This is a genomic window from Polaribacter sp., from assembly GCF_051251875.1.
Lineage (GTDB): Bacteria > Bacteroidota > Bacteroidia > Flavobacteriales > Flavobacteriaceae > Polaribacter.
Genome location: NZ_JBPOGL010000005.1, coordinates 1 through 14,860, shown reverse-complemented (window position 1 = coordinate 14,860; position 14,860 = coordinate 1). Strand labels below are relative to the sequence as shown.

Genomic DNA, 14,860 nt, shown 5'->3' with positions numbered 1-14,860 from the left:
TTAAACAATCCTGCAATTGCGTTCATTTGATCGCTATAATAACGCTAATTTTGATTTATAAAATAATATAAATATATAAACATGAAAAAAACACTTTTAATTATTGGACTTTTAATATCAGGTGCATTTTCTGTAAAAGCACAAAGTATTTCTGACAACTCAATAGGTGTACGTTTGGGAGATAATGATGGCTTTGGAGCTGAAATATCTTATCAAAAAGCCTTAAGCAACAACAATAGGTTAGAAATAGATTTAGGTCTTCGAAATAATAAAAATTATGACGGCTTTAAAGCTACAGGGCTCTATCAATGGGTTTGGAATATTGAAAATGGATTTAACTGGTACGCAGGTGTTGGTGGTGGTTTAGGAAACTACAGTAGTAAAAACAATAATAATGTATATTCGGAAACATTTATTTTTGCAGCTGGTGATATTGGAATTGAATATAACTTTACAGAAGTTCCAATTTTGCTTTCATTAGACTTAAGACCAGAATTTGGTTTTGGTAACCACTTTAATGATTATGATAATGATGTTGCATTCAGCATCAGATATCAATTCTAAATAAAATAAAAAATCCTCTAAATTAATTTTTAGAGGATTTTCTTTTTTTACTCGCTTTTGCCAAAGGATTATAATCTAAAGCTAATTGTAGCCAATACTGTAAGTTTTCATCTAAATCTATGGCTTCCTCAGTTAAAAAAACGAAGCCTTTCATGGGGCTACCAGTAAAATTCATTTTTTTACAACCATCTTTTTTAAGAGCATCTTCATAAATATTTGGGTTAATGCGTGCCATTATTTCGTCTTTATTAACACCCACAAACATTTTATCATCTACCATAAACAACAAACCACCCATCATTTTTTTTGTGATAAAAGGAACACTTTTACCATTTAAAAATTGAGAAACTCTGTCTACCAAATATTCATTAAACGCCATATAAAATTTTATTTTTTTGGTGGAAATTCCTTTAATATCTTTCTAATAATTTCACCATAAATTATTTCTTTTTCCTCTGGTGTTCTTTTTTCTTTAATTTTGGTATTTAAAATTCCTTGCCAAAACAATGCTTCTTTTTTAGGAGTTACAAAGTCAATAGTAATTTCTTCATTCAACTTTTTACCACCAATAGGAATTCCGCCCGAAATACCAAAACCACCATTTCTTCCACCGCTACCAACACCAATTCCGATGGTATTATTATTTTGAACTTTAGAAATTTTTGATTTAAAATCAATAAAAAAATCTGGAACATCAGCAAACTCAAAACCTAAGTTTTGCATTTCTATGTCTATAGCAGAAAGTATTCTTCTTTTATCAAATTCATTTAAACTTTCACCAGTATTTTCAAAAAAATTATATGTTTTGTATTCAGAAAAGTTTGTTTGATCATCATAATCAACCAATACCTTTGAGCTAGAACAACTCATCAATAAAAATATAAGGCAATATTTTAAGCTTTTCATTTGTATATTTTTTAATCAACAATTACATGAAAAATACAGTTGTTAGTTCTTATTCAAATCTACTCTTGTAGGTGTGTCTTTACCGTTTATAATACTTTCTGTTCCCTTAGCAACTGCTTGTATGGTTTCAGTAATAATAGTCATATTTAAGGTTTCTGCTTCATCAGAAACTTTATGATAATCTTTATCTACATCAATTGGCGTTGTAGAAAATGTATGAGAAGGTACGCCTAAACGTGCCAACGAAGCATTGTCTGATCTAAAAAATAAATTAAAATTAGCATACGGATCTGGAAATAATTGATATCCTGTTCCTACCAAGTTTTTCTGAATTATTTTACCAAAGTCTGAACGTTCAAAACCTGTTAACCAAGCTGTATTTGCACCAAAACTTGGTGTTTTTCCTATCATTTCTAAATTAATACCCGCTACAAATTTACTAGCATCTATTCCTTTTCCAAAATGTTTAGAACCTACCAATCCCATTTCTTCTGCGGTAAATGCCACAAAAACAATAGTTCTTTCATTTTCTCCCTTATTTTTAAAATATTCTGCCAACGCTAAAACACCAGTAACACCAGAAGCATCATCATTTGCACCATTAAATATTCTATCTCCTACTCCATCTTTTTTAACTCCCAAATGATCATAATGTGCAGAAACAACTACATATTCATCTTTCTTACTTTTTCCTTCTAAAACACCAATAAGATTATACATTTTAATGCCCTTATGCTCAAAATTTTGTCTATAAGAAGTTAAACCTTTGTAGGTTTTTAAGCCTATTTTTTTAAACTCGTTTTCTATATATTGGCCGGCTTTCTCTATGCCTTCAGTGCCCGGTTTTCTACCTTCCATATCATCAGAGGCTAACGTATACAAATGTCTTCTAACGGTTAAGGAATCTATAAAGTTTATGTTTAAGGCTACTTCTTTGGTTTCAAAATTTGCGCCAGATTTTACACCTTCATTCCCATTAAGCGTAGTAGTATTTACTGTTTTTGTTTGAACATTTTTTACCGAAATACAAGAGCTAATAACTACTGAAGTAATAATAGTAAGTACTATTTTTTTCATTCTATTTTGTTTTATTTGAAGCATAAATATAGCGAATTTAAATTCGTACTTTTGTTAAAACTTTACAAATGATTCTATCAGAAATTCCAAAAATTAAACATACAAATGCTAACAACTTTTTTTTATTAGCAGGGCCTTGCGCCATTGAAAGTGAAGAAATGGCCTTAAGAATTGCCGAAAAAGTAATTGCTATTACAGACAAATTAGAAATTCCATATATATTTAAAGGAAGTTTTAAAAAAGCAAACCGTAGTAGAATTGATAGTTTTACAGGTATTGGAGATGAAAAAGCCTTAAAAATATTACGTAAGGTTTCAGAAACTTTTAACGTACCAACAGTTACAGATATACATGAGGTTTCTGATGCCATAAAAGCGGCCGAATATGTAGATGTATTGCAAATTCCTGCTTTTTTAGTACGACAAACAGATTTAGTAGTTGCTGCGGCAAAAACAGGTAAAGTTGTCAACCTAAAGAAAGGACAATTTATGAGTCCAGGTGCCATGAAACACGCCGTTCAAAAAGTAAAAGATGCTGGTTCTAATAAAGCTTGGATTACCGATAGAGGCACCATGTTTGGCTATCAAGATATGATTGTAGACTTTAGAGGAATTCCCGAAATGCGCAAATTTGCACCTACAATTTTAGACGTTACACATTCTTTACAGCAGCCAAATCAAGTTGCAGGAGTAACTGGCGGAAGACCAGATATGATTGAAACTATTGCCAGAGCCGGAATTGTAAATAATATTGATGGTTTGTTTATAGAAACTCATTTCGATCCTGCAAATGCAAAATCTGATGGCGCAAATATGTTGCATTTAGACAATTTAGAAGCTTTGTTAACCAACTTAGTTGCCATTAGAAAAACAATAAATAATTTATAAAAGGAATATTTTTTGGGCGTTTTAACAGGCTTTCGCTACTCGCTTTTTTTCCGAAAAAGAAAAAAGAGCTCAAACAAACCGCTCAATCCTTAACGCGCTTACTCAATCTCAATAAAAAATTAATTACATAAAATCCTGCAAGGTCTTTTTTTTGATCTTGTAGGTATTATTTTATTGACAACTATTTTAGGTTATAAAACTAAAACGGTTAAAGGCACAATTATTGCAACTTATAATTGTTAACTTTTAAACCATGAAAAAACTCTTATTATTCACTTTATTACTTTCTTTTTCAATACAAAGTCAAGATTTCACAAAAGTTGACGAACTTGTAAAAACATATCCAAGATATTCTAAAGTTGAATTATTAGCCTCTAAAATTGCCCAAGATTTTACCTCAGATGAAGACAAATTACGAGCAGCTTTTTTTTGGCTCGCAAAGAATATACGGTATAATTTAAAAGAATTTTACAATCCTAAACAAAGAAGTATTCAGTTTAGTTATACCAGTGAAGAAGAAAAAAACAGAAAATTTCAAGCAGCTATAGACCAAATGGTCTCAGAAACTTTTTTAACCAAACAAGGTGTTTGCGAAGAATATGCACAATCATTAAAAAAAATATGCGATTTATTAAAAATAGAATCTGAAGTTATTAAAGGTTATGTTAGGTATGATATCAATGAAATTGGAAAAACTGCCACAACCACAAATCACGCCTGGAATGGCGTAAAAATAAACGGAAAATGGATTGTTTTAGATGCAACTTGGGCTGCTGGTTACGAATTAAATAGAAAATGGATTCGAAAATTTGACAATTATTTTTACAATATTCCGCGCAAAAATTTATTTAAAACCCATTTTCCGGAAGATTCTTTGTGGGTATTACGTTTTGGTAGAATGAGTTTAGATGAGTTTTATCAACAACCAATTTACGGATTAAACATACTAAATACGAACATAAATTTACTTGGCAATAAAAATGGAATTTTAACGGTAGATACTTCTAAAAACATAGAATTACAATTAGAAAATTTAAACCCAAAATCGGTTATTTATTATACTTTTAAAGGAATGAAATACGGTAAAAAGCCTTTAATAACTAAAGATCAAAAAATTTCAACACTTAAAATTCAACGGCCTCAAAAAAATTCTGAATTAATTATTTTTATAGATCACAAAGCGGCACTTCAATTTAAAACTTTATAGCAAAGCCTTTTATTTAAGTAGACGTTCTTTTATAAAACCCTTTTTCTTTTAGTTCATGAGCTTCTTGTAAAACAGATATTAAAATTTCTTCTTGTATGTCTTCCAATTTAAAATAGCGTAAAGATTTTATAACTTTTCTATTTTCAGAAATTAAAAACTCATTGTATTTTGTTAAGTGTGCAGAAACCCAAAAACCAACATCTACATAGCCTTTTTTCTTAGAAGCATTTAAATAACAAAAAGGTTTTTCATTTAAATAATAAAAAGGCATTTTCCATTTAAACTGTAAATCAACCTCTGTAAAACTGGTCTCAATTAAAATTTGCAAATGCAATAAAATTGATTTGAAAGGTTCTGGTTGATTTAATATGTATTCTTCTGCTGGTTTCATTTATGTATCTTTGCGAAAGTTAAAAAAAATCAGCTAAAGAAAAGATATATGCACAATAATTTTAAAATAAATTTCTCATTAAAAGGATTCACAAGTATTCTTATTGGAGCTTATTTTTTTATAAGTAGTTATTTGATAAAAACTATTTTAGATGGTTTTTTAATAGATGACAATCCGTTGGGTATGTTATCCGCAGAAATTATAGAACTACTAATTATTGCAACAACATTATTGCTTTTTATATTTTCTTCTTTGGCGCTGTATTTTAGTGGTAAAAGAAATGCAAAAAAACTTGAACACAAACTTTGGAACGATACATCAAAAACAGCTTTTAGAAAATATCTACTCAGTTTTTTAATTACTTTTATCGTACTTATTATTTTATGGAAACAAGGGTTTATAGACTACATCACTCCTATCTTTCTAATTTCTTATGGTGCTTTATTGCTTTTATTTAGAAATAAAGAACGTAAAAACTTATTGGTTGTAGCCGGTTTATCTCTTCTTTTGGCAGTAATGTGTTTCTTAATTCCTACATATTGGTATTCTTCGCTTACTATTTTAGCAATAGCCCATGTTACATACGGCGTTGTAGAAAAATAATCTCTTAAAAAACAAAACTTTTATAAAATTATATTGCACAAGTAATAAATTTCAACTTACTTTGTATTTCAAAGTTCTTTAAACATGAGTTCAAAAGATTATTTAAAAGACATATCAGAAATTAAGACATTAATGAATAAATCGTCAAAATTTATTTCATTAAGTGGCTTGTCTGGTATTTTAGCAGGAATCTACGCATTAATTGGCGCAGGTTATGCCTATTGGTTGGTTAAAAATAGCGGACAAGATTATTTACTCTTAGACGGTGAAGTTTTTCAATTAGTAATTATTGATTTACTAGTAGTAGGTGCACTTAGTATTGGAACCGCAATTTTATTAACCACTAGAAAAGCAAAACAAAATAATGAAAGAATTTGGGATTCTTTAACAAGAAGGTTGTTAACCCATTTTATTGTTCCGTTATCCGCTGGAGCTATTTATGTGATTATCATTTTAAACCAACAACGTTACGCACAAACCGGCGCATTAATGCTTTTATTTTATGGTTTGGCTTTGTTAAACGCATCTAAATATACCTTGGGAGACATTAAATACTTAGGTTATACACAAATAGTGCTAGGGTTAATTAGTGCCATGTTACCTGGTTATGGTTTTTGGTTTTGGGTACTTGGTTTTGGTGTAATGCATATTATTTATGGTAGTATTATGTACTTTAAATACGATAAAAAATAATAGTATATTCACCTAAAAAAATTAGTTTGAAAAACATTATTTTAAATATTAATAAAGCTTTTGATCATAGAATACGACTAGGAATTATGTCTATTTTAATGGTGAACGAATATGCCGATTTTAATACCTTAAAAGAATTATTAGGCGCAACAGATGGCAACTTAGCAAGCCATACAAAAGCCTTAGAAAAAGTAGCGTATATTAAAGTTGAAAAACAATTTATTGGAAGAAAACCAAATACAAAATATATAGCCACCGAATTAGGAAAAATGGAATTTAAAAAACATATTGAAGCACTAGAAAAATTAATTAAAAACAAATAAGCATTTTTTTTATCCACTTACTTTGAAATTCAAAGTTCTTTTAAAAAACAATTATGAGAGAAAAATTTATATACTGGGCATTTAGAAATTCGCAAAAAACGTATTTAAAATATACAGATAGAAAACCTTGGGTAGTAACAAAAGAAGAATTGATAAACTATCCGCCAGAAAGTTTTGGGTATCATTTGGGAAATTATCTACTAAAAAACAATTTTGAATTACTACCAAAAGCAGAAAGACATGACGCCTACCATTTAATAACCGGTTATGGAAATAAAGTTGAAGACGAAATTGCCTTACAATTTGTATGTTTTGGTAATGGAAAAAAAAGTATTTACATGCTAAGTGCCATGATCATTGGTTTTCTAGTTTTTCCAGAACATCTAAATTATTATCTAGATTCTTACAAATTAGGGAGAAATAGCAATCCTTTTCATCAATTTAAATATCAAAACTTATTAAACTATACTCTTATAGAATTAAGAGAAATCATCTTTAATAAACAGCAAATTCTAAATATTCAATAACTATGGAAACGAACAATCAGCAACAAGGAAAATTTGGTAAATGGGCAAAAAAGTCAATAACTGCAAGAATGTTAATGGTAGGAATTTTAATACTTGTATTAATGATTCCGCTCACTTATATTAAAAGTTTAATTTACGAACGCATGCTTCGTCAGCAAGAAGTTGTACGTGAAATCAATCAAAAATGGGGAGAAGAAGTATTGATTTACGGTCCTATTTTAAAAGTACCTTACAAAACGTATTCTGAAAAAACGCTGAGAAACACGGTAACCAAAGTAACTAGAAAGGAAACTATAGAAAACATAAAATACGCCTATTTTTTTCCAAAAAAACTAAACATCACCTCTACAATTAATCCAGAAAAAAAAGAAAGAGGCATCTATAAAACAGCTGTATATAAAAGTAATATTCACATAACTGGTGATTTTTCTAAACCAGATTTTTCTGAAATAGAAATTAAAGATAAAGATATACTTTGGGATAAAACGCGCGTAATTGTACAGTCTTCTAACTTAAAAGGTGCCGCAAGTTTGTTTGAAATTAAATTTAACAACAATAAGTATCAATTAACATCTAAGAATTTTAACAATAGCACTTCTTCAAAATTAAACCACTCTAAATATCTAAATTTAAACGAATTAGAAAGTAATAATCTACAATTAATAGACGCGCCTAAAGAAAAGGAAATTTCGTTTTCTATGGAAATTAATATGAAAGGAAGCGAACAAATTAGATTTATTCCTATAGGAAAAGAAACGGATGTAAACATAAAATCTAATTGGAAAACCGCCAATTTTATCGGCGAATATTTACCACACAATTCCGATAAAATTACAGCCGAAGGTTTTAATGCCAAATGGAGAATTTTAGATATCAACAGGCCTTTTTCTCAACAGTATTTTAAAGGAATTCCCAATTTAAAAAACTATGCTTTTGGTGTAAATTTTTTAATTCCTGTAGATGAATATCAAAAGAGTGAACGTTCGGTTAAATATGGTTTTTTGGTAATCGGATTAACGTTCTTAGTATTCTTTCTCATTCAAACGATGAGCAAAATTAGCATTCATCCTTTTCAATATTTAATGATTGGTATTGCATTAACCATGTTTTACACCTTGCTTATTTCTATTTCTGAACATAGTAGTTATTTTAAAGCTTATTTAATTGCCGGAATTTCTGTAATCACATTAATTACAGCCTATTCAAAATCAATTTTAAAAAACAATAAATTTACTCTCTTTATTGGCATTTCATTAACTGCTTTGTACACTTTTATTTTTGTAATCATTCAACTAGAAAATTATGCTTTGCTTGTTGGTAGTGTTGGTTTATTTCTAATTCTTGCAGCCGTTATGTTTGCTTCAAGAAAAATAGATTGGGAAAATAGTTAGAAGTTTACATATTAAAAAAGGTTGTCTAAAAAACAAAAAAAATGTCATCCTTAAATAATTTCAGGTTGACAAAAAAATAATTTTTAAGACAACCTTTCTTATAAAATATAAAAAATGCTACAATTTAAATACAACTATTTTATATACTTTGTTCTTCTGTTGATTACAGAAATACTCATTGAAAAATATGCCACAGGCTTTGTAAGATACACACTTGGCGATTATTTATGTGTGCTATTGTTATACACATTAATTAAAAGTTTTCTGAAAATAAGCACACTAAAAGCGGCTGTTTTCGTTTTAGTAATTGCATATACTGTTGAGCTTTTACAGCTTACAAATTTAGAAAAAATGTATCCTACTGAATATGCTAAAATTCTACGAATTATAATAGGAACCTCTTTTAGTTTTGGCGATTTATTAGCCTATACTTTTGGTTTTATCACTCTACTAATGCTAGAAAATTATTTCAAATTCGGCAAAAAGGAAGAACCTAAAACCATTAAAAATAAGTTTGAGCAAAATCATAATTAATTTTTACAATTTTGCTCAATAAATAAATAAATATTTTAATCTACCAACCTAAACTCATACCAAGCTATGGCAGTAGCATTTGTGCCAGGTTTATTTAATCTAATTGCCCCAATTAATGATTTTCCATCGTTACCTTTTGCAAAAGGCATGTCTACATTAGCAGTTCCTGTAATCATAAATTGACTATCATTTTGCAAGTTAGTATCATGAAAACGCTCATTGAACACCATACCGGCATTTGGATCTAACAAATATTGAACTACAACTTTTAAATCTACATCAATATAATTCCAATCTACCAATACCGTAGGATCTACATTCTTTTTTGTACCTCGTTTAAGTTTAGTATATTCTTTTAACCAAGAGTGAATTCTAAAACGAGTATTTACAGTTTCATCAAATAAATTTGGTTTAATGGTAAAGGTTAATGAGTTATTAATATTAAATGGATTTTGAATTTTATTTTCCTGAACTGCAATTTTATGGTCTCCATTTCCATTAATAATTTGGTTTACATGCACTTTACCATCTTCATTAGCAACCCCAATTCTATTCGGAAATAATCTAAATTCATTCTTACTTTTAATACTTTGCTTATTCATTGTCCCTTCCTTAATATCACCTCTACTCTGCTTATAATCTATATATTGTTGAAGTCCATAAGAATCAGATTTAGTTTGAGAGCTTCTGGTATTTATATTCTGAATTCCTGTAAGAGTTACTTTTAACTCAAGATTAGCTGTAAGTTTAGGTGTACAGCTTCTAATATCTTGAGTAAAAACACTCCGCATTCCTAACCTATCATTATTTAAGTTACGTAACTCATAACTTATTGGTAGCGCTTGTTCTGCATTAGATTCTAATTGTGTAAAATAACTTTTAAGACTTTTATTGGCATCTAAGTTTCCAGATTCAATTAAATTACCAACCAATCTGAAATCATTGTCTGGATCTCCACCATAAAATATTGCTTTAATATCTAAATTCCTTTTTATTCTTAAACGATTGTAGTCAAATTCTGCAACTCCACCTTGAAACAATCTATCAATTTCAACTCGTAATTCAGACTCTTTAGATGTAAATTTAACATCAGATTCTAGAATAATAATTACGCGTCTTCCATAATTAACTTTAGAAACATACAACAGATCTTGCAAGTTTGGTTGTTTATCAACAAAAATATCTTCTGCTACTAGGGCATCAACACTAATGCTAAACATATTTTGAAAAACCTCTACCTTATAATAATGTTTTTCTTTTCTATTTCTAGTAGCATAACCTGCACTGGTCTCTAAACCTATTAAATTGTTTCTATATTCTCCATACACCCCTATACTAAGTTCATCTATATTGTGAATTTCTGAATAATCAAAACTAAAATTAGAAGCCACATTTCCGCCTTTTTTTAACGTATTTAAAGCATCTTGAATATTACTAACAGATTGCGGATTTTGAATGACCAACTTTGAAGAACCACTTCTAGTTAAATTGGTTGAAATTGTTATCGGATTTCTTGCTGCTATAAACGGTTTTCTGTTAAAGTCTAAAAAATCTTCAACATTTAAAATAACACCAGGATTAATCCAATCTGAATTACCTTCATTTACAAACTCTTTAAACGAACTACTATTGGCATCTACAGTAATGGTTTGATTAACACATTCAAGCCCATTATTTTCCTCTTTTTTTCCTTTATCTACTACTTTAGTATCAATACCATTTTTTTCATCATCACTAATAATACTAATTTTTCGTTCTCCATAAGTATCAGAAATACTTGTAAACTTATCTTTAACTTCATAATTTTTTAAAAAAGAAATATTTGAATTTATAGGACGAACAACATTTAATTTTCTTCCATTTAGGCTGTAAATCTTTTTAGTTTTTTCTTTTTCTTCAGGTTTCTTTTTAATCAATTTCCCGTTAGTTTTTATTTTTTTTAACCGTACATTTTTATACGATTTTTTGACAGTGTCAGTTGCTTTAATTTGAGCATGAACTCCTAAAGCAAAAAACATAATTAAGGAAATACTTAGTAGCTTTTTCATAATTATTTTTTTTAAAGTTAGAATACTCTAATATACAAAACATTGACTTACAAAGTGTTAAAATTTTAAAATACACAAAAACTGATACATAGAAGCTCACAAAATATGTATTAAAATAATACTATATTCAAAATTAAAAACTAAAATTAAACATTTTAAAAACATTTTAAAAACATTTTAAAAACGTATTAAAAACCTAAAAATAAGCGAATTAACACTTTAGAGAGCAGAAAGGTAACTGAGAGCTATTTCTTAGAAAAAGCAGTAATTTCAATGGCAGCAGAAGCCACTTCAATTCTTCCTTCGGATGCATTAATTGCGGATAAAATTTTATCGTACAAAACAGATTTTGTACCTCTTCTAGACTTATAATCTACCACATAACGCAAAGTAAAAGTAATCCAGTTTTCATCAAAAGTCATAGAAACCATAGGCGTTACTTTTGCATTTTCTATGCTGTAAGTTCCTATCATTTTATCCCAAGCAATTTGTGAAGTTTTGGCAAATTCGCCCACTTGTTCTTCTAAAATTTGAGTAAAAGTTTCTTTCGCAAATTTATAATCGCCTTTTGTTTTTATAGGGATGGTTATTTCATCCCACAGAAAAGGAAAATCTCCAGAATAATTATAAACGGGCTCTTTAAAGACAAAACTATTGGCAACTCTTACCAATTTTCCGTTATATAAATCGCCATTTACCCAATCGCCAATTTCCATTAAGGTAGTTCTTAATAGGCCTATATCTATAACATCTCCTTTTGTACCGCCGAGTTTTACCCGATCTCCAACTTTATAAAAATTACTAGAAAAAACAGTTACATAACCTGCAATACTTACAATTACTTCTTGCAAAGCAAACGCAATACCTGCACCTGCAACACCTAAGGCTGTACCTATTCCGGAAAGTTTTGTGTTAAAAATGTACAAAATACCAAATACGATAAAAAGATATCCTATAAAGTTTATGAGTTTTTTAAACTTGTATTTAGAACTATTATCTTTTGCTATTTTAAAGGTTGCTTTTTGTACAAGTTTTACAAAGATATACACCAAAAGAAATAGAAAAAATATAGCAATAGATTTTGTAAATATTTGATTATTTAATAATTCATTAATATCCACTTTGTTGTTAGAAACTGTAGAAGTTAGACAGTTACCCTAACAAATATATCATTTTTTTAAGTAAAATCTTGTTGAATTTTTCTAATAATATCTTCTAATCCATTTAGTTGTAATTCGTAAACCAACTCCATTTGTTTTCCCAATTTTCCGTTAGGAAACCCTTTATTTTTATACCAAACTATATAATGTTCTGGTAAATTGATTAAATATCTGCCTTGGTATTTTCCAAAAGGCATTTTCATTTTTGCTAAATCGATAAGAAATTGTCTGTCTTGCACTATTTTTTTGTTGAATTAAACCTGTAAACTACCCTATAAAGAGACACAAAAAACCATAAACCTTGTACTCAATACTCAGTAGTCAGTAGTTAGTACTTAGTACTTGATACTATATACTTGTTACTTGTTACTTGATACTTGATACTTGTTACTTGATACTTGATACTTGTTACTTGATACTTGATACTTGTTACTTGAACCTCAAAAACCTACTCCACGCCATCTACATAATCTTGCAAATAAGAAAAACGTGCCGTTAATTTTCCGTTTTCTGTCATTTTTGCTCGCTGTAACACTCCGTCTTTATCATTATTAAAAAAAGCAGGAATTACATTTTGTAAGAACATTTCTCCAAAACCTTCACTGGCATCTTTTGGTAACTCGCAAGGTAAATTATCTACTGCCATTACAACTATTGCATTGTCATCTTTATAATCTACTTCTGATTCTGTTTGTGGATTGTATCCATAAATAGGATCTGCAATGGTAGAAGCCCTTAATGTTGATGCTACGGGTCCATCTACATCACAAGAAATATCTGCTACAAATTTTATATTAAAATCTGTAGATTTTGCATCTTCTCTAGTAAATAAATAAGGTGCTCCGTTTCCGTAAAAGTGACCGGCAATAAAGAAATGAGATACTTTTGCAAATCGCATAAAATCAGATTCATACTTTTCTGGATGATTGTAAAAATCGAAATTATCTAGTATTTGTCCGTCTTTGCGTTTGTTGTAATCTAACACATCTGCCAAACAATATACAGGCTGGTTAAACGAATTATGTACATACTCATTTACAGAAACTTCTTTAATAGACATGGCATCTAACATTTCTTTTGCTCCGTACGCAACTTTACCGTTTCCTGTTAATAGAATTTTAATGTTTGGTAACTTTATTTTCTTTAATTCGGCAATTAATTCTTGTTGGCTGTCTACATTTTCTGCCTTTGGTAAATTAAAGGTTTCATTTTTTAAACCTATGGCTCTAAAACCATTGTAAGCACCAACAATTCCTGCATAACGCCCAAAACCAATTAAGCGAGCTCCGTTTTCTTTGATGATGGTTTCATGGTCATATAATTCTATATTTTTTTCTAAAATAGCCAATAATAATTTTCTGTTATAAGGCTGTTTCTTTATAGTATGACTAAAGAAAAAGTATTTTTTATTGTTGATTAACGCCTCAATGGGTACTTCTTTTACTCCCAATAAAACATCACAGTCAGACACATTTTTAGAGACTTCCACACCCGCCTTTTTATAGGCTTCATCAGCAAAAACTCTAATATCTGAAGCTTCTACTTTTAGAATAGCACTGGGATATTTCTTCTTGAATTCTTGTAATTTTTCAGGTGAAAAAACGACTCTTCTATCGGGTGGATTTTTACGTTCTTTGATGATGCCAAACTTCATGTTTTTCTGTTTTAAATGATACGGAAACACTGACAAAATTTCAGTGCAAGCTTGTTGTTACTTCTTGGTATAATATTTGTTCGAAGATATTAGAATTTATAATGATAAGCAAGGGTATTTTTTTATACTTTTGCAGACCGCGTTAAGGATTGAACGGTTTGTTTGAGTTCTTTTGTGAAATGCAATGGAACAAAAAACGAGTAGTGAAAGCCTGACTTTAGCTTTAAATGTTTTTAAAGCAAAGTAACGCCCAAATTATAATTAATAAGAAATAGATTGATGAGTTCCTGAATCAAGTTCAGGATTAATTCAATAAAGCTAAATAAATTTAGCTATTTCATTAAGGGGACGACTGGTTTTGACAGCAAGGACAGTGAATTTGTAAGCATACCGAGTTATGAAATAACACTCGTTAAACCTAATTTCAACTTTTTAAACGGCGAAGATAACTACGCTTTAGCTGCTTAATCCGAATTACAGTAGGATTGGCCTCGGCACACTAGGTGTGCAAGCTTTATGTCCACGAATAGCCTTGGTTTACGGCGATTCACTTTTGGGCATCGTAAAAGTAAACATAGAAAACCTGGTACTTTGACGGGTTTTTGAAACTAAAAAAGTTAAGCTAACAGCAGATTGTTCTTAATCAGCTTTTGGTCGAAAATTAAGAAAGAACTATGTATGTAGAAAGCATTTTGGCTGCTTGTTTGGACCCGAGTTCGATTCTCGGCGTCTCCACTTTTAACCCTGTAATCAATTGATTAACAGGGTTTTATTTTTTAAGGTGCTGTTTAAGGTGTTGTTTTGTTTTTAACTCCTAATCTTTAATAACGTGAGTTCGAGCTAATCAATCGCAATACTCGGTAACATATTGGGTATTTTTATAGAAGGTTTTTTA

The 14,860-nt window shown here is 29.6% G+C and carries 17 protein-coding genes and 1 other RNA gene; 10 read left to right on the top strand and 8 right to left on the bottom strand.

The window, feature by feature from the left end:
• Positions 1–81: 81 nt before the first annotated feature.
• Positions 82–564 carry a hypothetical protein gene (locus ACSHW5_RS03685; RefSeq protein ID WP_435674763.1) on the top strand — a complete coding sequence of 161 codons (483 nt, stop codon included), beginning with the start codon at positions 82–84 and terminating at the stop codon, positions 562–564.
• Positions 565–586: 22 nt separating this feature from the next.
• On the opposite strand, the gene ACSHW5_RS03680 is transcribed toward ACSHW5_RS03685, so the two are convergent.
• From ACSHW5_RS03680 to ACSHW5_RS03670, 3 genes are read right to left on the bottom strand one after another with little or no spacing between them, the layout of a single operon-like run.
• On the bottom strand, positions 587–943 hold the full coding sequence (locus ACSHW5_RS03680; protein ID WP_435674762.1) for a TfoX/Sxy family protein: 357 nt from the start codon (positions 941–943) through the stop codon (positions 587–589).
• Between the two features lie 8 nt (positions 944–951).
• Positions 952–1,470 (bottom strand): DUF4136 domain-containing protein, encoded by a 519-nt coding sequence (locus ACSHW5_RS03675; protein WP_435674761.1) that lies wholly within the window; start codon positions 1,468–1,470, stop codon positions 952–954.
• A 42-nt stretch (positions 1,471–1,512) separates the two neighbouring features.
• Complete coding sequence (locus tag ACSHW5_RS03670; RefSeq protein WP_435674760.1) at positions 1,513–2,547, bottom strand: M20/M25/M40 family metallo-hydrolase; 1,035 nt, start codon at positions 2,545–2,547, stop codon at positions 1,513–1,515.
• A gap of 68 nt (positions 2,548–2,615) precedes the next feature.
• On the opposite strand from ACSHW5_RS03670, the gene kdsA reads away from it, so the two are divergent.
• The gene (gene kdsA, locus ACSHW5_RS03665) at positions 2,616–3,434 is read left to right on the top strand and encodes a 3-deoxy-8-phosphooctulonate synthase (protein WP_435674759.1); all 819 of its coding nucleotides are present in this window, start codon (positions 2,616–2,618) and stop codon (positions 3,432–3,434) included.
• Positions 3,435–3,687: 253 nt separating this feature from the next.
• The gene (locus tag ACSHW5_RS03660) at positions 3,688–4,641 is read left to right on the top strand and encodes a transglutaminase domain-containing protein (protein WP_435674758.1); all 954 of its coding nucleotides are present in this window, start codon (positions 3,688–3,690) and stop codon (positions 4,639–4,641) included.
• A 13-nt stretch (positions 4,642–4,654) separates the two neighbouring features.
• Here the strand turns inward: ACSHW5_RS03660 and ACSHW5_RS03655 are convergent, their stop codons facing one another.
• Complete coding sequence (locus ACSHW5_RS03655) at positions 4,655–5,032, bottom strand: DUF1801 domain-containing protein (RefSeq protein ID WP_435674757.1); 378 nt, start codon at positions 5,030–5,032, stop codon at positions 4,655–4,657.
• 48 nt (positions 5,033–5,080) lie between these two features.
• Here ACSHW5_RS03655 and ACSHW5_RS03650 point away from each other — a divergent pair, with 48 nt between their 5' ends.
• The 6 genes from ACSHW5_RS03650 (at position 5,081) to ACSHW5_RS03625 (ending at position 9,103) form a co-directional block, all read left to right on the top strand.
• Positions 5,081–5,635: a hypothetical protein gene (locus ACSHW5_RS03650; RefSeq protein ID WP_435674756.1), complete on the top strand. Its 555-nt coding sequence runs from the start codon at positions 5,081–5,083 to the stop codon at positions 5,633–5,635.
• Positions 5,636–5,719: 84 nt separating this feature from the next.
• Positions 5,720–6,328: a hypothetical protein gene (locus ACSHW5_RS03645; RefSeq protein WP_435674755.1), complete on the top strand. Its 609-nt coding sequence runs from the start codon at positions 5,720–5,722 to the stop codon at positions 6,326–6,328.
• Between the two features lie 26 nt (positions 6,329–6,354).
• Complete coding sequence (locus tag ACSHW5_RS03640; RefSeq protein ID WP_435674754.1) at positions 6,355–6,651, top strand: winged helix-turn-helix domain-containing protein; 297 nt, start codon at positions 6,355–6,357, stop codon at positions 6,649–6,651.
• Positions 6,652–6,704: 53 nt separating this feature from the next.
• The gene (locus ACSHW5_RS03635) at positions 6,705–7,178 is read left to right on the top strand and encodes a Coq4 family protein (RefSeq protein ID WP_435674753.1); all 474 of its coding nucleotides are present in this window, start codon (positions 6,705–6,707) and stop codon (positions 7,176–7,178) included.
• A gap of 2 nt (positions 7,179–7,180) precedes the next feature.
• Entirely contained in the window at positions 7,181–8,569 is a 1,389-nt protein-coding gene (creD, locus tag ACSHW5_RS03630) for a cell envelope integrity protein CreD (RefSeq protein WP_435674752.1), read from the top strand.
• Positions 8,570–8,683: 114 nt separating this feature from the next.
• On the top strand, positions 8,684–9,103 hold the full coding sequence (locus tag ACSHW5_RS03625) for a DUF2809 domain-containing protein (RefSeq protein WP_435674751.1): 420 nt from the start codon (positions 8,684–8,686) through the stop codon (positions 9,101–9,103).
• A 35-nt stretch (positions 9,104–9,138) separates the two neighbouring features.
• On the opposite strand, the gene ACSHW5_RS03620 is transcribed toward ACSHW5_RS03625, so the two are convergent.
• From ACSHW5_RS03620 to ACSHW5_RS03605, 4 genes are all read right to left on the bottom strand, one after another.
• Positions 9,139–11,151, bottom strand: a complete 2,013-nt coding sequence (locus tag ACSHW5_RS03620) for a thiol-activated cytolysin family protein (RefSeq protein WP_435674750.1) — start codon at positions 11,149–11,151, stop codon at positions 9,139–9,141.
• 245 nt (positions 11,152–11,396) lie between these two features.
• Positions 11,397–12,272: a mechanosensitive ion channel family protein gene (locus tag ACSHW5_RS03615; RefSeq protein ID WP_435674749.1), complete on the bottom strand. Its 876-nt coding sequence runs from the start codon at positions 12,270–12,272 to the stop codon at positions 11,397–11,399.
• 56 nt (positions 12,273–12,328) lie between these two features.
• Positions 12,329–12,553: a DUF3820 family protein gene (locus tag ACSHW5_RS03610; protein WP_435674887.1), complete on the bottom strand. Its 225-nt coding sequence runs from the start codon at positions 12,551–12,553 to the stop codon at positions 12,329–12,331.
• A 206-nt stretch (positions 12,554–12,759) separates the two neighbouring features.
• Positions 12,760–13,965, bottom strand: a complete 1,206-nt coding sequence (locus ACSHW5_RS03605) for an NAD(P)-dependent oxidoreductase (protein WP_435674748.1) — start codon at positions 13,963–13,965, stop codon at positions 12,760–12,762.
• Between the two features lie 344 nt (positions 13,966–14,309).
• On the opposite strand from ACSHW5_RS03605, the gene ssrA reads away from it, so the two are divergent.
• Positions 14,310–14,703, top strand: a transfer-messenger RNA (tmRNA) gene (gene ssrA / locus ACSHW5_RS03600).
• Positions 14,704–14,860 lie beyond the last annotated feature (157 nt).